This window comes from Aggregatimonas sangjinii, from assembly GCF_005943945.1.
Taxonomy (GTDB): Bacteria; Bacteroidota; Bacteroidia; order Flavobacteriales; family Flavobacteriaceae; genus Pelagihabitans; species Pelagihabitans sangjinii.
This window is the reverse complement of sequence record NZ_CP040710.1, coordinates 1,607,485-1,626,889: the sequence shown is the minus strand read 5'-3', so window position 1 is coordinate 1,626,889 and position 19,405 is coordinate 1,607,485. Positions and strand designations below refer to the sequence as shown.

The 19,405-nt window shown below is 44.6% G+C and carries 22 protein-coding genes; 19 read left to right on the top strand and 3 right to left on the bottom strand.

The features are described 5' to 3' along the window. Positions 1-3: 3 nt before the first annotated feature. The 7 genes from FGM00_RS06570 (at position 4) to FGM00_RS06540 (ending at position 6,535) form a co-directional block, all read left to right on the top strand. A complete protein-coding gene (locus tag FGM00_RS06570) occupies positions 4-636 on the top strand; it encodes a DUF937 domain-containing protein (protein ID WP_138852129.1) in 633 nt (210 codons plus the stop codon). A 242-nt stretch (positions 637-878) separates the two neighbouring features. Beyond that, a complete protein-coding gene (locus FGM00_RS06565; RefSeq protein ID WP_138852128.1) occupies positions 879-1,337 on the top strand; it encodes a DUF6146 family protein in 459 nt (152 codons plus the stop codon). 140 nt (positions 1,338-1,477) lie between these two features. Next, positions 1,478-1,801, top strand: coding sequence for a DUF6787 family protein (locus FGM00_RS06560; protein WP_138852127.1), 324 nt, complete (start codon positions 1,478-1,480; stop codon positions 1,799-1,801). 111 nt (positions 1,802-1,912) lie between these two features. After that, the gene (locus FGM00_RS06555) at positions 1,913-2,218 is read left to right on the top strand and encodes a hypothetical protein (RefSeq protein WP_138852126.1); all 306 of its coding nucleotides are present in this window, start codon (positions 1,913-1,915) and stop codon (positions 2,216-2,218) included. 68 nt (positions 2,219-2,286) lie between these two features. Continuing rightward, a complete protein-coding gene (locus FGM00_RS06550; protein WP_138852125.1) occupies positions 2,287-4,680 on the top strand; it encodes a TonB-dependent receptor in 2,394 nt (797 codons plus the stop codon). Positions 4,681-4,696: 16 nt separating this feature from the next. Further along, on the top strand, positions 4,697-5,275 hold the full coding sequence (locus FGM00_RS06545; protein ID WP_236262951.1) for a type 1 periplasmic binding fold superfamily protein: 579 nt from the start codon (positions 4,697-4,699) through the stop codon (positions 5,273-5,275). Between the two features lie 336 nt (positions 5,276-5,611). Continuing rightward, positions 5,612-6,535, top strand: coding sequence for a DUF302 domain-containing protein (locus FGM00_RS06540; RefSeq protein WP_138852124.1), 924 nt, complete (start codon positions 5,612-5,614; stop codon positions 6,533-6,535). Positions 6,536-6,633: 98 nt separating this feature from the next. Here FGM00_RS06540 and FGM00_RS06535 read toward each other — a convergent pair whose 3' ends face one another. Next, positions 6,634-6,936: a hypothetical protein gene (locus FGM00_RS06535; RefSeq protein ID WP_138852123.1), complete on the bottom strand. Its 303-nt coding sequence runs from the start codon at positions 6,934-6,936 to the stop codon at positions 6,634-6,636. A gap of 147 nt (positions 6,937-7,083) precedes the next feature. Further along, positions 7,084-7,683 carry a GTP cyclohydrolase I FolE gene (gene folE, locus FGM00_RS06530; protein ID WP_138852122.1) on the bottom strand — a complete coding sequence of 200 codons (600 nt, stop codon included), beginning with the start codon at positions 7,681-7,683 and terminating at the stop codon, positions 7,084-7,086. Positions 7,684-7,879: 196 nt separating this feature from the next. Between folE and FGM00_RS06525 the strand changes: the two genes are divergently transcribed. The 3 genes from FGM00_RS06525 to FGM00_RS06515 are packed head-to-tail and all read left to right on the top strand — an operon-like array spanning position 7,880 to position 9,926. Next, positions 7,880-8,581 (top strand): ABC transporter ATP-binding protein, encoded by a 702-nt coding sequence (locus FGM00_RS06525; RefSeq protein ID WP_138852121.1) that lies wholly within the window; start codon positions 7,880-7,882, stop codon positions 8,579-8,581. 26 nt (positions 8,582-8,607) lie between these two features. After that, positions 8,608-9,165: a CPBP family intramembrane glutamic endopeptidase gene (locus FGM00_RS06520; protein ID WP_138852120.1), complete on the top strand. Its 558-nt coding sequence runs from the start codon at positions 8,608-8,610 to the stop codon at positions 9,163-9,165. After that, positions 9,162-9,926: a TIGR02757 family protein gene (locus FGM00_RS06515; RefSeq protein WP_138852119.1), complete on the top strand. Its 765-nt coding sequence runs from the start codon at positions 9,162-9,164 to the stop codon at positions 9,924-9,926. Before FGM00_RS06520 ends, FGM00_RS06515 begins: the two co-directional genes overlap by 4 nt. 61 nt (positions 9,927-9,987) lie before the next feature. On the opposite strand, the gene FGM00_RS06510 is transcribed toward FGM00_RS06515, so the two are convergent. Continuing rightward, positions 9,988-11,127 carry a Gfo/Idh/MocA family protein gene (locus tag FGM00_RS06510; RefSeq protein WP_138852118.1) on the bottom strand — a complete coding sequence of 380 codons (1,140 nt, stop codon included), beginning with the start codon at positions 11,125-11,127 and terminating at the stop codon, positions 9,988-9,990. Between the two features lie 154 nt (positions 11,128-11,281). Between FGM00_RS06510 and FGM00_RS06505 the strand changes: the two genes are divergently transcribed. From FGM00_RS06505 to FGM00_RS06465, 9 genes are all read left to right on the top strand, one after another. Further along, complete coding sequence (locus FGM00_RS06505) at positions 11,282-12,772, top strand: S10 family peptidase (RefSeq protein WP_138852117.1); 1,491 nt, start codon at positions 11,282-11,284, stop codon at positions 12,770-12,772. Positions 12,773-12,976: 204 nt separating this feature from the next. Further along, on the top strand, positions 12,977-13,561 hold the full coding sequence (locus FGM00_RS06500; RefSeq protein WP_138852116.1) for a hypothetical protein: 585 nt from the start codon (positions 12,977-12,979) through the stop codon (positions 13,559-13,561). A 167-nt stretch (positions 13,562-13,728) separates the two neighbouring features. Then, positions 13,729-14,583, top strand: a complete 855-nt coding sequence (locus FGM00_RS06495; RefSeq protein WP_138852115.1) for a hypothetical protein — start codon at positions 13,729-13,731, stop codon at positions 14,581-14,583. 193 nt (positions 14,584-14,776) lie between these two features. After that, the gene (locus tag FGM00_RS06490; RefSeq protein ID WP_138852114.1) at positions 14,777-15,415 is read left to right on the top strand and encodes a chloramphenicol acetyltransferase; all 639 of its coding nucleotides are present in this window, start codon (positions 14,777-14,779) and stop codon (positions 15,413-15,415) included. Between the two features lie 286 nt (positions 15,416-15,701). Next, entirely contained in the window at positions 15,702-16,163 is a 462-nt protein-coding gene (locus FGM00_RS06485; RefSeq protein ID WP_138852113.1) for a hypothetical protein, read from the top strand. 36 nt (positions 16,164-16,199) lie between these two features. After that, positions 16,200-16,889: an SGNH/GDSL hydrolase family protein gene (locus FGM00_RS06480; protein WP_138852112.1), complete on the top strand. Its 690-nt coding sequence runs from the start codon at positions 16,200-16,202 to the stop codon at positions 16,887-16,889. Positions 16,890-16,946: 57 nt separating this feature from the next. Then, the gene (locus tag FGM00_RS06475; protein WP_138852111.1) at positions 16,947-18,638 is read left to right on the top strand and encodes a phytoene desaturase family protein; all 1,692 of its coding nucleotides are present in this window, start codon (positions 16,947-16,949) and stop codon (positions 18,636-18,638) included. 98 nt (positions 18,639-18,736) lie between these two features. Then, positions 18,737-18,985, top strand: a complete 249-nt coding sequence (locus FGM00_RS06470) for a DUF6364 family protein (protein WP_138852110.1) — start codon at positions 18,737-18,739, stop codon at positions 18,983-18,985. Then, a complete protein-coding gene (locus tag FGM00_RS06465) occupies positions 18,982-19,404 on the top strand; it encodes a type II toxin-antitoxin system VapC family toxin (RefSeq protein WP_138852109.1) in 423 nt (140 codons plus the stop codon). The genes FGM00_RS06470 and FGM00_RS06465 overlap by 4 nt, the downstream gene beginning before the upstream one ends. Position 19,405 lies beyond the last annotated feature (1 nt).

The following is a 19,405-nucleotide window of genomic DNA, read 5'->3' as shown; positions in this document are numbered from 1 at the left end:
ATAATGGCAGGAATATTGGATTTATTGAATAGCCCAATGGGCAAGCAACTGATAAGCGGGGTAGCCCAGGAAACAGGGAAATCGACCGATCAGGCAGGAAGCGTGCTGAGTATGGCACTACCGGTATTAATGGGTGCGATGCGAAAAAATGCAGCCACACCCCAAGGAGCGCAAGGTTTAATGAGCGCCCTTTCGAACAAACACGACGGAGGTATTCTCGATAATTTAGGTGGACTTTTCGGAGGCGGTGTCGATCAATCCGTGAAGCAAGACGGCGCGGGAATATTGGGTCACGTACTGGGAGGAAAACAACCACAGGTAGAAAATGCGCTTAGTAAAAGATCGGGAATGGACGCAGGTACAGTGGCTACTGTATTGCAAGTGGCGGCTCCCCTGATTATGGGATATCTCGGAAAGCAGACCAGACAACAGAATATATCCGATTCTAACGGACTGGGCAGTTTGCTCGGTGGTATGTTGGGTGGCGACGATGGGGGTCAAAAACAACAGTCGTTGATCGAATCGTTCCTGGATTCGGATGGAGACGGTAGTGTATTAGATGATATCGCAGGCATGGCACTTGGCGGAAAGCAAGGTGGTATCGGCGGTCTTTTGGGCGGCTTGTTCGGAAAATAAACGTATTTTTAAAACGAACTCGTCTTGAGTTCATGTTTGGAACCGAGATTTGCGGCTTTTGTGGTCTAATGATAGCTTTTTTGAGCAGCATAGCCATAGCTACGATGGGAGAAAAAGACGAAATTAGGGCATAAAATGTGTCCCCGACGCTTCGGGGGTAGGTAAAAGATGAACTCAAGACGAGTTCATCTATAGTAAAAGCCGTTTCACTGATGAAACGGCTTTTTTCGTACCTTCCTATAATGATAAAGAAACTCTTTGCCGCAATAGCAATATGCTCCCTCCTTTTTATATGTGTCGTCGGATGTAATAGCAGTAAACAGGCAATTGCCATCTCCGATGAAGAACAAAAGGCCTTTCAACAGGTAGAAGGCGACACCATCGAAATTTCCAGCGATAAGACCGAATATGAAATTATTATCATAGAACCTGGTTTCAACTATTGGCTACTGAGCGTAGCGCGACCCGAAGGGTATTACTCGCAATCGTTTTTAGAGGCCAGAAACCAAATCTGGGTCATTAGCTGGAACCAACGCGTACTGCAGCCCAACCAATTCAATCCCAATCTCTATGAATTGCAAATCGACTATAGACCGGATATCGACTACGGCTATGAGGTAAACTATAAACTCTACAACTATTTCGTCTATTTCCAGCGCAAATACAGGCAGCGTTTGGGGACTTTTACACCTCGCCTTTAAGGCATATCTTTGCAGACAAAATAATCCCCGGGCAAGCTTCAAATCGGTTTCTCTGTCCGAGGAGAAACCCGCTTGCAGGACCAGCAGGCCTGCCTATTGAATAGGCAGTTTCAAATTCAGATTATCCAGTATCATTAGCTATGGAAAAACTAAAAGAGCGTTGGGGCATTGATTCCAATCTGCAAGTTGTTGTTATTTGCGTCGTATTCGCCATTACGGGCTCCTCATCGGTATATGTAGCCAAGCCTTTTTTAGCGTGGATCGGGATGGCGAGGGAGACGTTCCCCGAGTCTTGGTGGGGTGGCTTTCTGTATTGGACGTTGCGCCTATTGTTGATTTTCCCTTTTTACCAAGTGCTACTCGTGGTTTACGGATGGCTTTTCGGCCAATTTCGCTTCTTTTGGAACTTTGAAAAGAAGATGCTTTCCCGAATGGGCCTTAGTTTCCTGTTTTCGAAAAAATAGTGCGTCTCTTGGTTTTCTACCCAATGCGGAATGGTCTTGAAATTTTACGCCAAATAATGCTCTTATGTTTTTCTTAACACTAAAATCGGATTCTTTGCTTAATTTCACCGCGTGAAGACTAAAATCGGTTTACATAGTATTTCTTTCTTCCTGTTCGCCTTACTCCTTTTTAAGGTAGCGGCTTTACATGTATACACGCATGAAGGTTCTTCTACTGATGCTATCGAAAACTGTAGCATCTGCGATGTTGCAATCGAGAATCAAAATACCGATTATGTTTTTACTGAAACGGTTTTCAATGATACTGTTTCGTTCGATTTCTTTGAATTGAAATCACCTATACGTCAAATCCCTACTTTCACTTCCTTTCATTTGCGCTATCGGCCTTTTAGCAGGCCTCCTCCTTGTACTGGTTGATTCAAGTACCCAGAAAAAGAGGTTGCCAATGATTCATTTATTGGCATAAACAAGCGTAATACCAATTCATGAGATTTTTTATAGTCCTGTTGTTCGCTTTGCTGGCGAGCAATTTGCAGAGCCAGGAATGCGCTCAAATTCTGTTAGGTGAAATCGTTGATTTTCACGACAACACCCCTTTGCAAAATGCGACCATAAGTATCATTTCCAAAACGGCGACCACCACATCGAACGCGACGGGTAAGTTTAGGTTTGAGAATTTGTGTAACGGGATTATCGAATTGGAGGTCTCCCATCCGGAATGTAAGTCGCAATTTGTAACGGTTACAATCGAAGGTGATACCTATCAGAAAATAAGGTTGGAACACCATCTAGAAGAATTGGAAGAAGTAAAAGTGGTTGGCGATTTGGCGAAAAACACCAAAACCGGACAGGAAGAAAGCATTACGGTAGCGGACATCGAAAAGTACAGTGGAAATAGTCTTGGAGACGCCTTGAAAAAAATTACAGGGGTATCTTCCTTAAACACGGGTGCAAACATTGTAAAGCCTGTCATACAGGGTTTGAATGGTAGTCGCGTACTTGTTCTGAACAACAACGTACGCATGCAGGATATGGAATGGGGAGATGAACACGCCCCAAATGTCGATTTGAACGCCAATCAGAAAATAAGCGTCATAAAAGGGGCCGCTGCCTTGGAGTACGGCGGGGATGCCATTGGAGGCGTTATCGTCCTAGAACCCGTACCCATTGTTCGAACGGACTCGTTGTTCGGAAAGACTCAAATCAGTCTTTTTTCAAATGGCCGTGGTGGAAACATAACGACTACCTTGACCAAGTCTTACAATTCGGGACTTTACCTAAAAGGTCAAGGTTCTTTCAAACGCTTGGGAGACCTCGAAACTCCCGACTACCTACTCTCGAACACAGGTATTCAGGAAACCGGCATTTCCCTTAATATCGGCAAGCGTGACTTCATTCAGGGCTGGGAAGGTTATTATTCCTATTTCAATGCGGATATCGGTATTTTGCGAGCGTCCCACATCGGTAATGTAGATGATTTAATCGATGCGATAAACAGTAAGGAACCCAACGTCGTAAACGATTTTACCTACGACATCATCAGGCCCAATCAAGAAGTTTCCCATCATTTGGCAAAGCTCAATTATTACAGGCGTTTCGAAGGATTGGGAAAAGCGACCTTTCAATACGATTTTCAAAAAAACAGAAGGTTCGAATACGATGTACGGGTCGGTGAGGATGCCGACAAACCTGCCTTGGATTTGCAATTGACCACACATACCATTTCGACAGACATGCAGTTGGATGCCCGACAAGAACTGGACGTCAAAATAGGTCTCCTGGGGCGCATACAATCGAATTTTGCCAATCCGGACACGGGAGTAAAACGATTGATTCCCGATTATGACCGCTATGATTTTGGAATTTTTGCAGTTTCCGAACTGCGCCTTGGTACCGATTGGTTTCTTGAGGGAGGCGTTCGATACGATTTCAATCGAATGGATGCCAAAAAATTCTATCGGGTATCCCGCTGGGAAGAACGAAACTACGACACCGATTTTGGGGAATTTGTGATAGAAGACCTCGGTACCCAGCTTTTGACGAACCCTGTCTTCGATTATCATAACGTTTCCGCGACCGCAGGATTCAAATATGAATTGGGGAACAATCATCGTATCCGACTCAATTATGCGTTTGCGCAACGTGCTCCCAACCCTTCGGAGCTTTTCAGTGATGGTTTGCACCATTCTGCGGCAAGAATAGAATTGGGCGATTTGCGGATAAAGAGCGAGTCGTCCTCAAAATTATCGGCTTCCTATGAGTACGAGACCTTAAAATGGGGCTACACATTCGCGCCCTACCTGAATTCCATTGGGGATTTTATCCTATTGGAGCCAAATGGAGTAGAGTTTACCATAAGAGGTGCCTTCCCGGTCTGGTCGTATCGGCAGACCGATGCACAGCTCCTAGGTGTTGATGTTTCGTTGTATCGAAATTGGACTTCGAAAATAAGATCAGATCACAAATTTTCAATTGTGCAGGGCACCGATACAACTATGGATATGCCCTTGATCAATATGCCTCCAGCCAATTTAACGAATAGTATTACGTACCTGAACCCTAAATGGAAAAACTTGAGTGTTTCCTTTGAAAGTCAATATGTCTTTGAACAGAAAAGATTTCCGCCCAACATTCGGGTGTTTTCACCACAGCAACAGGAAGAGGTCGTTCTCGATATCAATACCCCCCCACCTGCCTATCATCTGGTATCCGCTGATTTCGCATCGAAATTCTCTTTAAAGCATACCGATGATTTGAGTGTAGGGCTTCGGATTACAAATGCCTTCAATACCCAATATCGGGAATACTTGAATCGCCAGCGCTATTTTGTGGACGATTTAGGAAGAAATATAAGTCTAAGATTAATTTATAATTATTAACCCAAAATTCAGTATTATGAGAAAGAGTTTCAATTTGTTTTACCGCCCATCACTAGTGTTATTCATGCTTTTAATGGGCTCGTCATTTTTAAGTATTTCCTGTTCCGACGACAACGATGATCCCGAGGCCGTAGATGAAGAAGAGGTTATTACCACGATGAACGTAACGCTAACCGCAAGTGCGGGCGGGGCGATAAGCCTAGAGTCCCAAGATTTGGATGGTGACGGTCCGGACGCTCCGGTAGTTACAGTTTCAGGTGCTTTACAGGCCAATACCACTTATTCGGGGAGTATTTCACTTTTAAACGAAACGGAAACCCCTGCGGATAATATTACCGTCGAAGTGGCCGAGGAAGATGAAGAGCACCAGTTCTTTTTTACGGCAGGTGGCGCCATTACGGAGGTTACTTATGCTGATGAAGACGCAAACGGCAACCCGTTGGGGCTTAGTTTTACGCTAACGACCGGTGATGCCGGAAGCGGAACCTTGCAAATTACTTTACGTCATGAGCCAAAAAAACCCAATGACGGAACCCTGGCCGATGCTGGTGGAGCAACCGATATTGCCCAGACCTTTACGGTAGAAGTAGAATAACCGTACCCTTTTTCGTTTGTAATTTTTTGGAAACGAATAGTACCGAGCCCATGGCGTTCAAGGGAACGCCATGGGCTTTTTTTATTGCTCTTTTCTAACCAGAAAATGCTGAAATAAAGTTCATTAATATAAATTAAACCCCATATTTTGCAAATGTGGTGGGCCGAAGACATCATATCAACCCTATCGAAATGCAACCTTCCCATATGTAAAAATATAGTCTCTACGACAAGGCGTTTCCATTCGCACCTACTTAAAAACACTAAAAATTCACGTAATCCCGCACATCCTATCAGAGGTCAGCACCGTATGTATAATGAACCTAAATGATTTGTCATGAAAATAAAACTAATTACATTCTTGTGTCTTAGTATGCTCTTCTCGTGTAAGGATAATGACGATAACGTATCCGAACAGACCAATCCCCCGAATGTTTTGGGAATGGACTATACTGAAAGCATAGCCTCTTTCGAGGAAACGTATACTGCCCTTCGCGATGCTCTCAACGTAAATGAAAACATTTCGATAGTGGCGGAAGTAGACCACAGTGCAAATGCCGATTCGGTCGGTGAGGCGCTCGACCCGACCAGGGTCATTTTCTTCGGAAACCCCAATCTGGGCACTCCGCTGATGCAACAAAAACAACTGGCAGGTTTAGACCTTCCGCAAAAAATAATAGTCTACCAAAATGGCGATAATGAAGTCTTCGTAGGATTCAACAATACCGAATACCTTTCTAACCGTCATGCTCTGGACGGGGTAGCGACCTTACCTACGATTCAGGGTGCGCTCGAAAATCTGAGCGCAAGATCGAGCCAGGATAGTATTGTGGTCGCAACCGATAGTATGGTAGGTTTGGAAGAGGGCATTCTTTCGAAAACAACTAACGACAAACCATTCGATGCAGTCTATGCGAGCCTTAAAGCGGCAATCGAGAACAACCCGAATTTAAGGATCATCGCCGAGCTCGATCACCAAGCGAATGCGGCTAGTATCCAACAGGATTTAAACCCTACAAGAATCATCATTTTTGGCAATCCGAACTTAGGAACACCCTTAATGCAAAATTCCCAAACCACCGCGTTAGACCTGCCACAGAAAATATTGGTCTGGGAAAACGCTGAAGGAATTGTTAATGTATCTTATAACAATCCCGCTTTTTTGGTGAGACGCCACGGAATTACCGAAAATGAGGACATCTTGGCAACGATTACTACGGCTTTGGACAACCTTTCAAACGCCGCAACCGCTCAACAATAATGAAAAAATGACATTAAAAAAATGCCTTTGTCAACAGTTGACAAAGGCATTTTTCTGTGACATTAAGAAATCAGTAAATTAATGTACTGAAAAAGTGATCAATTCACCTCGATTGTAGTAGGCTCGGTGGCACCTTTAAAAATATAGGTGTAGAACCACATAATGGTAAAGGTCGGTATGATATCGAGTCCAGGAACGATTTCTTCTATAAAAGTAATCATTCCGGCTGCTTTGCCCGGCTTTCCTTTATACATGCGCGTCATAAGCCACCCCGCAACGGGTGCCCAAATAATGTCCGTAAAGCTACCGATAAATGGAATAGCGAAAGACAACATTCCAATGGCATCGAAAAGAAGGCCTAAGGCCAATTTCTTATAATCGTAATGTTTTGTTTTTGACATGTTGAAAAATTTGATTGTACTGCCTTTTGAAGAGCAATAAGGATGCCAAAAAAATACAGACTCGAATCCATCAGAGTTCCTAGTTATCGTGAAATTTGAATTTGAGTTTCTGTACGTATTTGAATTTAGTATTTGCGCTTGTATGTATTAAGAGAGATCAGAACCGATTAGCTTTAAAAACTCATTGCGTGTTTCTATTTTTTCAAATTGCCCACGAAAACCGGAAGTAGTCGTCACGGAATTTTGTTTTTGAACCCCCCGCATCATCATACACATATGTGCCGCCTCGATTACAACGGCAACGCCTTTCGGTTTTAACGTCGTATTGATGCATTCCAAAATATCATGCGTAAGGCGTTCCTGGACCTGCAAACGTCTGGCAAATACATCCACCACGCGTGGTATTTTACTCAGACCAACAATCTGGCCATTGGGGATGTAAGCAATATGGGCCTTCCCAAAGAACGGCAACATATGGTGCTCGCAAAGCGAATACAACTCGATGTTCTTAATGATGACCATGTCATCGTAATCCTCCTTGAACATGGCGCCTTCTAAAATGCTTACAGGATCTTGCTGATAACCTTGGGTTAGAAATAGCATGGCTTTAGCGGCGCGCTCCGGAGTTTTCAACAAACCATCGCGCGAACCATCTTCACCGATTTCACTTAAAATATGCTCATAATCCTGTTTGATTTCATCAGAAATTTCCTTGTTGTACTCTTCCAAATTTTGGTATGCCGCCATGCGTAAAAATAATTTTGTTTATTAAATTATGTCAAAGATTCAACAAAATGAACAATTTAAAAACCCCTTCCGTGAATTTAACCTTTAATTGTGAATTCCAATATTCAAAAGTGCCATTTCACCGCACAAATCAGCCTCAAAGTGGTATTTTGCCGTCTCTGCTCGAATATGTATTTTCGAGCGGCAAAACCCAGCTATGATCAAAGCCCAGAATATTAAAAAAGCATACGGCGACCTTGAGGTCTTAAAAGGCGTAGACCTTTCCATCGCCAAAGGGGAAATCGTATCCATTGTCGGGGCCTCCGGGGCGGGTAAAACGACGCTGTTACAGATTTTAGGCACACTGGATGTACTCTCGAACAAACAAGATAGTAACCTCAGCATAAATAACATTGACGTTACCGCGCTCACGGACAAAGAAATGGCGCGGTTCCGCAATGAGCATATAGGCTTTATATTTCAGTTTCACCAATTGTTGCCCGAATTTACGGCCTTGGAAAACGTCTGTATTCCCGCCTTTATTAAGAAAACACCAAAGCTCCAAGCGGAGAAAAGGGCTGCGGAATTACTGGATTTTTTGGGGCTATCAGAACGATACCATCACAAACCAAGCGAACTTTCAGGGGGCGAACAGCAACGCGTTGCCGTGGCAAGGGCACTCATCAACAATCCGTCGGTCATCTTCGCTGACGAACCTAGTGGGAACCTGGATTCTGAAAGTGCCGACAAGCTACACCAATTGTTTTTCGATTTGCGGGATGAATTTGGGCAAACCTTTGTCATTGTTTCCCATAACGAACAATTGGCAAATATGGCCGATAGAAAACTCGTAATGGTCGATGGATTAATCGTAGCTACCGAAAAAACGGTCTACAACTCTTCTTCCTCCGCCAATTAATCTGTAGAATAGCTCTTATTTCGACCATGTTGCAAGCCATTCTAAAATTTATTCGAAACCCGGTTTACGAGGAAGATGCAAATACCAATTTCGGATACCGACTCACCATATTGTTAAAACTGGTGGTTTGGGCACTTGCGCTTAGTTTCGGACTTCTGACCGTTATCATGGCTCTCGAGCAATTCTTTGCCATGGATTTTGGTCGTCATGCTTCGGAGGAATTGTTCGAAAACTTTCCGATGGCTGCTATTGTATTTTTAATCGTACTGGTGGCTCCGTTTGTCGAAGAATTGATTTTTCGTGGCCCGTTGATTTGGTTTCGAGACAAAACCTATTTCAAATACGCATTCTACCTCTCTGTAATTTTGTTCGGGAGCATACATCTGGCTAATTTTAGTGATTTTGAAAATCACATTTGGATGGCTCCCTTGCTGGTCTCCCCGCAGCTGGGCTTAGGAATTTTCGCCGGCTACCTTCGCGTGCGCTTTGGTCTGTGGTGGGCGGTAGCCCTGCATGCAACTTATAACTTTATCCTTTCGATTCCGGTCGTATTGGCGGACTTGCTCAATCTCTCTTTAGAATGAACAAAAAAGATCTTAAAGATTTTCTGGATGCCAAGGTCGTTCAGTACAACCATCCCCATTTTTTGGAAAGTGATCCCATTCAGATTCCACATCGCTTCACGCGAAAGGAAGATATCGAAATCAGTGCATTTTTGACCGCAACCATAGCTTGGGGAAATCGCAAAAGCATCATCAACAACGGAATTCGCTTGATGGAACTACTTGATAATTCCCCCTACGAGTATATTGTCAACCATCAGGAGAACGATTTGGAAGGACTTTCCAGCTTCGTACACCGAACGTTCAACGGGACGGATTTAGCCTATTTCGTTCAGTCACTTCAAAACATCTATCAAATACATGGCGGTTTGGAAGCCGTATTTACCAAAGGTAGTTCTGGCAATTCGATGCAACCGGCTATCTCCGATTTTAAGAAAACATTTTTCGAGCTACCGCACTTGACCCGCACCACCAAGCACGTTAGCGATCCCCGAAAGGGTTCCGCTGCCAAGCGTATCAATATGTTTTTACGATGGATGGTGCGCGATGGAAGCACAGGTGTAGATTTTGGTCTATGGAAAAGTGTTCCGACGGCAGCCCTCTCCTGCCCTCTTGACGTGCATTCAGGTAATGTGGCCCGTAAACTAAAGCTCATAAAACGGAAGCAGAACGATGCCAATGCACTCGCGGAACTAGATGCTTCCTTGCGAAAACTTGATCCCATCGACCCTGTTAAATACGATTTCGCTCTGTTCGGCCTAGGGGTGTTCGAAAAGTTTTGAAAGAGTGGAACTCATTCGCCATTAGTAGACTTTTTAGCTATTCTTTGAAGTAATAACTCAACTAGGCCCTTACGATTCCCATATCGCCCAAATCCAATGGAATCGTTTTCCCACCTTCTCGTATGGATTGATAAATAGCCTCGACAATGATCATATCGCGTTTTCCCATTTCACCGGGAGCAAAATTTGTACTTCCGGTCTTGATGTGCTGCGCAAAATCATCCATTTGTAGCATTTGTTGGCTTTTGTGGGGAAAACTGATTTTATTGCCGTCGGAAGTCCGACCAGCCAAAGGTCCATAGGAATGACAGGGGTTCAGTTCTATCCAGCCATCCGTGCAGCTTACGTATAACCGATTCCCACGAGCGTTATGGCTTGTGCATAGTTGCCCTACCGCTCCGTTCGGAAACTTCATCTGTGCCATAATGGTTTCATCCGTCTCCTTAAAATAGTCCGGTCGGGTGCTAAATTCCTGTGCCGAAACGGATATGGGATTGGTTCCCGTACCATAGATATTACTTTGAATGGCATAAACGCCCATATTCAACAATGCTCCCCCTCCCGAAAGGGCACGGTTCAGTCGCCATTGATCTGGGTTGCCGCGGGAAATATAACTGGCATCGGAGGATACATAAGTTACATCCCCAAATGTTTTCTCTTTTACCAAACGCTTTACTTCGTTCGTAAAGGGATCTGATTGCATGCGATAGCCGACGCTGAGTTTTACGTTGGCGTGCTCACAGGCCTCGATAATGGCATCGCACTCTGCCACACTTACGGCCATTGGCTTTTCGCAAATAACGTGTTTGCCGGCTTTGGCGGCCCGGATGCAAAATTCGGCGTGCATGCTATTGGGCAAGACAACATAAACGATATCAATGGCATCGTTCTCGGCAATCGAATCGAAATTCTCGTAGTTATAGACGTTTGCCTTCGGAATATCGTAACGTTCCATCCATTCTTTTTCCTTTGCAGGGGTTCCCGTAACGATGCCTGCCAAATAGCAATGTTCGGCATTCACCAATCCCGGGGCGAGCTGCCCTTCACTATAGCTGCCCAAGCCGACCAAGGCGATACCGAGTTTTTTGTTGTCTTGTCCGGCCGCCATACCACAGGCAATCGGCATGTGGCCCAACATGGCAGTTCCCAACACACCCTTGGCCAATTTGTTGTTGAAGGTTCTTCTGTTGATCGATTTCATAAGCGATGGATTAAAGTTTTGCAGTCCACTTAAAAATACGACTATTTTTAAATGAAAAGGCAACCTGCGGAAAGGATTCCTTTTTAAGGAATACTGGAATCCAAACCTGAACTTTTTTCGTTATTTTTAAAAATTGACTAAATCGAATTCCAACATGAAACAACTACTACTATCCCTTACCTTTTTATTTTTCAATCTCTATGCCTTAATTTCCCAAGACCGCAAACTTCCTATCGACACTGTAGTCACTACGCAACATAGTGTTACCATCAACGGTACGCCGATAAATTATACCGCCCAAATCGGAACGCAACCCGTATGGGACGAGCATGGCAAGCCAATAGCGTCCTTGCATTATACCTACTATACGCGCAATAACGTGAAAGATAGCGCCGCTCGGCCGTTACTGATTTCCTTTAATGGGGGACCGGGTTCCGGTTCGGTTTGGATGCATTTGGCCTACACCGGGCCCAGAACCCTCAAAATAGATGACGAGGGCTATCCCGTTCAGCCGTATGGCGTAAAAGCGAATCCGTATTCCGTGCTGGACGTGACCGATATTGTATATGTAAATCCTGCCAATACCGGATATTCCCGTACCATTCCCGAAGAAGGCAAAGAAGTAGATCGGGACAAGTTTTTCGGTATCAATGCAGACATTGCATATTTGGCGGAATGGTTGAACACTTTCGTCACCAGAAACAATCGCTGGCGTTCGCCCAAATATATTATCGGTGAAAGCTATGGGGGTACTCGGGTGATGGGCCTTTCGCTGGCCTTGCAAGATCAACAGTGGATGTATTTGAACGGCGTGATCATGGTGAGTCCGGCCGACTATAAAGTCATTCGAAATGACGGCCCTGTTTCCGATGCGATGAATCTGCCCTACTACACTGCCGCTGCATGGCACCATAAGGCATTGCCTGCGGAGTTACAGAATAAGGATTTGACCGAAATCCTTCCCGAATCGGAAGACTACACCATCAATACCTTGCTTCCCGCGCTGGCGAAAGGAGGTTACATCGGTGAAACGGAAAAAAATAGCGTAGCCGAAAAAATGGCATATTATTCTGGCCTTGACAAAAAGGAAATTTTGGACCTTAATCTGGTAGTCTCTACCCGCTACTTTTGGAAAAACCTACTAAAGGAAAAAGGGGGGTATACCGTGGGCAGATTGGACAGTAGGTACTTGGGAATCGACAGACAGCTTTCCGGTTCTTCGCCGGATTACAACGCCGAAATCACCTCATGGCTACATAGTTTTACACCGGCAATCAACTATTACCTGCAGGAAGATCTCAACTTTAAAACCGATATCAAATACAATATGTTCGGGCCAGTACGCCCTTGGAACAACGACGATGATAACACCCGTGACAACCTTAGGCAAGCCATGGCGCAAAATCCCTACTTGAACGTATTGGTGCAAAGTGGCTATTATGATGGTGCCACGACCTATTTTAATGCGAAGTATACGATGTGGCAGGTTGACCCTAGTGGCCGTATGAAAGATCGTTTTTATTTTAAAGGATATCGCTCTGGCCATATGATGTATCTGAGACGCGAAGACCTTCAAAATGCCAATAACGACATCCGTGATTTCATCAATCGCACCGTAGCCAACGGTAAAAGCGCAAAATATTAAGAGACTGTTTGGAAATATGTCGTTAGAATTGTTATGGTCTATTTTTGATGCATTATGAGGCAAAATTTTTGAGCATCCGCCCTTGGCGGACGGTCAACCCCGAAGGCTCGGGGTTAACGAAATAAGGCGCAAAAAGAGGCCCTAAGAAAATAAGCGAGATATTTCCAAACAGTCTCTAAGATGTTGAACCTAAAATTGTATCCTATGAGACAGCTAGCTGTTTATTTAATTTTATCGATCCTACCTTTTTCCTGTACGGAAGCACAGGAAATTCCACCTGCGGAATGGCAGATCAAAACCGCGGTCTTAGCAGCCCCGGAAGAATACCGTGAAGGCGCTAAGGTCTACGGATACGATGCCAATGGGGATTTCACGACGCTTCGGGAAGGCTCCAATGCTTATATCTGTATTGCCGACGATCCCTACAAAGAAGACTTTTCAACTGCCGCCTATCACAAAGAACTGGATGCCTTTATGGCACGTGGACGCGCACTCAAAGCAGAAGGGAAAGATGGGAAAGAGGTCTTCGCCATTCGTGAAAAAGAAGTAAAGGACGGTACGCTAAAAATGCCGGACAAGGCGACTTTATGCGTATTCTCCGGAGAAGTGAATGCCACTACGAAGGAAGTCGAAAACCCCTATGTGCGTTATGTGTTCTACATGCCATTTGCCACGGGCGAATCTACCGGATTGCCCACGACCACTACCCCGCCGGGACACGCCTGGTTGATGGATGCGGGTACGCATCGTGCCCACATCATGATCACACCACCGAAAGCGGAAAACTAGGATTCGATCTCAGGAACGGCCGAAGCTATTTTTTCGCCACCGATACTTCATTCGTTTTCAGGAATCCAAAAGACTGTACAACAGTTCGGAACGACAATAATCAGAGGTAATCAACGTTATTCTATTTGGGGCAGTAACAGATTAATTTCACCCAAAACCTCACAATTATGAAAACAATGAGCAAGCTTAGCGTAGCACTACTTGCATTGGTCATGGTTTTTTCCGTTTCCTGCGAGAAAACAGACAGCACCGTACAGTCCGATGAGACTGCAGAACTACCACCATTCGAAACCATGGCGGTCGATTTTTCCGATTTTTTAGACGATTCCAGTTCCGATAAAGCAGCTTTAAGCGCCAATAAACCGGGAACCAACTGGTTGTATCCCCGAATCGTGGTGGGATTTTGGAACACTGCCCTCTTTACGACTTTGGCAGTCCCCGTCGCCTCTTTCAAAGGCGCATTCGCGCATGAAGCCGAAGTCATCGCCGATAACAAATGGCAGTGGGCCTATTCGGTAGACGGTTTTGCCAGCGCCTATACGGCGCGACTGACAGGAGAGTTGACCAACGGCGTGGTCGTCTGGGAAATGTATGTCACAAAAGCCGGCGTAGGTGCCTTTGACGAATTTCTTTGGTTCACCGGAGAATCGGCAACCGATGGCAGTAATGGCTATTGGGTTTTGAATCAAAGTGCCGAACGTCCGAATGCGATGTTGCGTATTGATTGGGAACGCGCCAATGACGAAATCGGGAATATCAGATATACCTGGGTACGCGATTTAAAGGACGATGATACCGCGGACACATTTAAGGACAGCTATTTGGAATACGGTTTACAGGAAGGGGACTACAACGTCTTTTACCACGTGCATGCTTATGACGAAAATTTAGAAGCTTTTTCGGATGTAAACATCGAATGGAGCCGCACGAATTTCAACGGCCGTGTTCGCGCTTCGGCATATTTTGAAGATGATGCATGGCATTGTTGGGATAGCGCCGGCGATGATGTCGATTGTCCTTAACGAGAAATAATCGTAAAATAGTGAACCTCGAATCTGTGGATTCGAGGTTTTTTTATATCCTTTGAAGTTGGGAATAACTACCAAGGAGTCCGCATTTTTGCTATATTGAAAACCAAAGCCGCACGTCCCCTGTTCCAATAGTCGAAATCCAACCCTTCGACCGAAGGTTCTGCAGTACCAACATTTTCAGTAGATGAAGAAAATTACGTTTACCAATCCCCATCGTAAAAAACATTTCGAATTTTTCAACGGGATGAACCATCCCCATTTAAATATTACCGCCAATGTAAATATTAGCGGTTTTATCGCTTATCTTAAAGCGCGCGAGCTGCCCATCACCCCAAGTATCGTTTATATCATTTCCAAAAGTGCCAATGCCATTCCCCAGTTCAGATGGCGTATTCGGGACAATGAAGTGGTTGAGCACGAAACGATACACCCTTCCTTTACCGTCCCCACCGCAGAAAGTGATGTCTTTAGTTTTTGCACGGTGGAGTTTAATAAGGATGCCAGGACTTTTTTGGATAGCGCCCAAACGCAAATCGAGGCAATGCAGACGGCTCCCTCGTTCGAAGATGAGGCAGGTCGCGACGACTATCTTTTCCTATCCGCGATTCCTTGGGTGAGTTTTACAGGGCTACAGCATGCCATGCACTACCACCCTTGCGATAGTGTTCCGCGAATTTCATGGGGTAAGTTTTTTGAACAAAATGGGGAAACACTGATGCCGGTAGCCATACAGGCACATCACGCTTTGGTAGATGGACAACATATGGGTACCTATTTCAAGTTATTGGAAGAAATGGCGCTAAATCCTGAAACCAATTTCTAACTCAACGCTGTTAAAAGCGAATTACGAAAAGACTAGGGAATTGGTATAACTGCAAAACGCAAAGAGGAAGTTGGAATCCAATACCATTACCGCCCAAGAACTTTTTCACCTCAAACAGGTCCTTCATAAGCGACGGCTAAGACATGCACAACAACAAGTGGCCAACTACATCCAATCCTTTACGCAGCGGGTGATTTGGTGTTCTATTTACACTGGTGGCCGACTTCCTAGAATGCCATTCGTAATTTGCTTATTTTAGAGGCGTGTTCCAAAAAAGATACGCCAAATGCAAATAAAATCCCTCCTGCGCACTTTACCGATCATTCATTTCTCCATGGTCATCGGTCTGGTGATTTTTACCGGTTTTGTGTATTGGAACAACCCGGACTTTAATGCGGCCATGAATTCCAGCGATATTTTTACCTATCTCGTTCCTGTAGTAGCTGCTTCTGGATATTTTGCCAGTAAGGCGATTTTTCAAAACCTTACCGCGAGCATTGGGCGGAACGACGGACTCCAGAATAAATTGAGCAGGTACCAAGTCGCGACCATCATCAAATACGCTTTATTGGAAGGCCCCGCTATTCTTGCCCTAATCGCCTACTATCTTAGCGGCAATGCACTTCATCTCGTCATCGCCTTGAGTTTGATCGCTTACTTTTTCTCGCAAAGACCCACGCGGAAGAAGGTACTGGATGACTTAAACCTTTCCTTGGAAGAACAAAAAGAAATCGATTCGTCCCGATAGGGATTTCCCTATCCTAAACAATTAATACGACACCCTATGAAAAAAATCAAATCAACTCTTATTGCAGTATTTATGAGCCTAGGACTATCAGGATTCCTTTCCGCACAGGATTGGCCCAACCTCAAACAATTTCAAAATGACAATGAGAAAGTCGGGCTACCCGAAGAAGGTGAAGATCGGGTGGTCTTTATGGGCAACTCCATCACCATAGGTTGGCTGAATGCCCGCCCGGAATTTTTCGAGGGTAAGCCCTACATCAATCGCGGTATCAGTGGGCAGACCACCCCGCAAATGCTCGTTCGTTTTCGCCAAGACGTCATCGCACTGCAACCCAAAGTAGTCGTTATTTTGGCGGGCACGAATGATATCGCCGGAAATACAGGTCCGTCTACGATAGACATGATTGCCGACAATATCAAGTCCATGGCAGAATTGGCACAGGCAAACGGCATCAAAGTGGTGCTCTCCTCTACCCTGCCCGCTTACGATTATCCCTGGCGACCTGGTTTGGAACCAGCCGAAAAAATCGTTACCCTCAATGAAATACTAAAGGCTTATAGCGAGGATAATGGCCATGTGTATCTGGATTATTTTACTGCCATGGCGGATGAACGAAAAGGACTTCCAAAAAAGTATGCCTCCGACGAAGTACATCCCACGGTGGAAGGTTATAAGGTCATGGAGCCTCTGGTAGAGGAAGCAATTGCGGAAGCCTTGGCCAACTAGTGGTCGTTACCAATCTTCCTATTTCTTATTATCTTCGACCTAGAAAAAGAAAATGCTATGCCCGCCCTGAACACTTCCCAAAAATATGACTCGATCATCGTAGGTTCGGGAGCAGGTGGTTTGGCCGCTGCCATTTGCCTAGCAAGAGCCGGGCAAAAGGTGTTGGTTTTAGAACAACACGATGTTCCCGGAGGTTGGTGCCATAGCTTTTATTTAAACGGACACCGTTTTACGCCAGGGGTGCACTATGTGGGACTTTTGGGTGAGGGAGAGGCAACGAACAATCTCTATCGGGGTTTGGGTATTGCCAACGACCTGGTCTTTTTTAGAATGAATCCCGATGCTTACGAACATGTACGCATTGGTGAGGAACGCTTCGACTTTCCATCGAACTTCGAGGAGTTGATCGACCGGCTTTCCGTACGATTTCCAAAGGAAAAAAAACGCATTCACAAATACCTCAACTTAATCCGCTTAGTGAGCGAAGAACTGTATTCGCTGCCCTACATCAAAGGGTTTTGGCAAAAGCTCACCTTGCCATACCGCACTAGGCATTTTGGTAAATATGGACTCTTTAGCGTACGACGGGTCATTAATTGGCACATTAAAGACCCCTTACTTAAAAATATCCTGAACATTCAGTGTGGCGACCATGGCGTGCAGCCCCGTAAAGCGGCCTTTGTATTGCATAGTGCGCTCATGTACCATTATTTTCAAGGAGGCTACTACCCTATGGGCGGTGGGGGTGCCTTGATCAAGGCGATGACCAATGCCTTAAAAAGCCATGGTGGGGAAATTAAAACGAGTACCGCTGTTCAAAAGATATTGATTGAGGGAACCGACAAGAAAAAAGCGGTAGGGGTACAATTGGAAAATGGCACGCAGCTATTTGCCGACAGGGTTATTTCCAATGCCGATGTGGGCATTACCTACAATGAGTTGATCGGAAGGGAGCACCTAAGCCCTAAGCTGATCAAGAAGTTGAACAAGACCATTTATTCCTGTACCTCCTTGATGTTGTTTCTAACGGTGGATATGGATGTGCGCAAAGCGGGACTGGACAGTGGAAATATCTGGATGATGCCCAACCGCGATGCGGACGAGTTTTATGATGAAATGTTGGGAGCCGATATTACCCAAGGGGATGCATTTGAAGGAATGTTTATCAGCTGTACCACCCTAAAAGACCCCTCGAGCTTTGACGGCAAACACCATAGCATCGAAGCCATTACCTTTATCGACTATAAAAGTTTTGAAAAGTTCAAGGACGAAAAAGCCCAACGCTCCCAAAAATACCTTGATTTTAAGGAAAAACTGACCCAAAAAATGATCAACGGCTTGGAAAAAGCCGTTCCCGGTATTAGTGAGCATATTATACATAAAGATTTGGGTACGCCCATCACCAACGAATACTATATCAACACTACCGAAGGTAACGTATACGGAACCGAAAAGAGCTTAAAGCATATCGGCCCGTTCGCCTATAAGGCCAAAAGCGAAATCGAAAACCTCTACCTTTGTGGGGCCAGTATTCTTTCCCATGGCGTGGCCGGCGCGTCGCATTCCGGTGTGGATACCGCAGCACTTATACTAGGTTGCCATCCCGACGAACTCAAAGAGCCCCAAGAGGATCAAAAAATCAGGATTTATGAGGCAGAGGATGCCAGTGACTATCCGGAATGGATGCTCAAGAAAATGGAGATGAAAAAGGCCCGGATGGCAGCTAAGTCGGTAAAGGAATCAGTTTAAAAAGGACTTTTGCCTTATGTGCGAAAGAACAAAAACGGCTATATCTACAACATCTTACGTATTGATTCGTTATATTTGTACGTATAATCGTAATTGAGATGGACACAAAATTGACATTGAAACTAAATCAAAAAATTATTGAGAAAGCTAAAATATACGCTTCCAATAAAAATATGAGCTTATCCCGTATTGTAGAGTCCTATCTTCAATCCCTTACCTCCGAGAAGAGTAGAAATGAACTTGAAATTTCTCCTTTTGTGAAAAGTATAGCTACCGGAGTAAAAATGCCAGTGGATTTAGACTATAAAAAAGAGTACTCCGATTATCTGATGGAGAAACACAAATGAGCAAAAGGATTTTTATCGACACCAATGTGATGTTGGACCTATTAGGTGAAAGAGACCCTTTCTACGAAGCGATTGCTAAAATTGCGACTTTGGCCGAAAAAGAAAAACTGACAATGGTCGTCTCCCCTATTTCTTTTGCAACCGTTAATTATTTTCTGTCCAAATATGAAAGTCCTAAAGTCGCAAGGGAAAAGTTAAGGAAATTCAAGATTTTGAGCGATATCTTTCCTATTGATGAACGGACTATTGAGAAAGCCCTGAATTCGTCCATAAAAGATTTTGAGGATGCCTTGCAATATTTTGGTGCGACGGATTCGGAATGTGACATCATACTAACAAGAAATGGAAAGGATTTTAAGCAATCTTTGCTTCCAATTATGACTGCAAATGAATTCTTGAGCAGCCTAACCAAAAAATAAC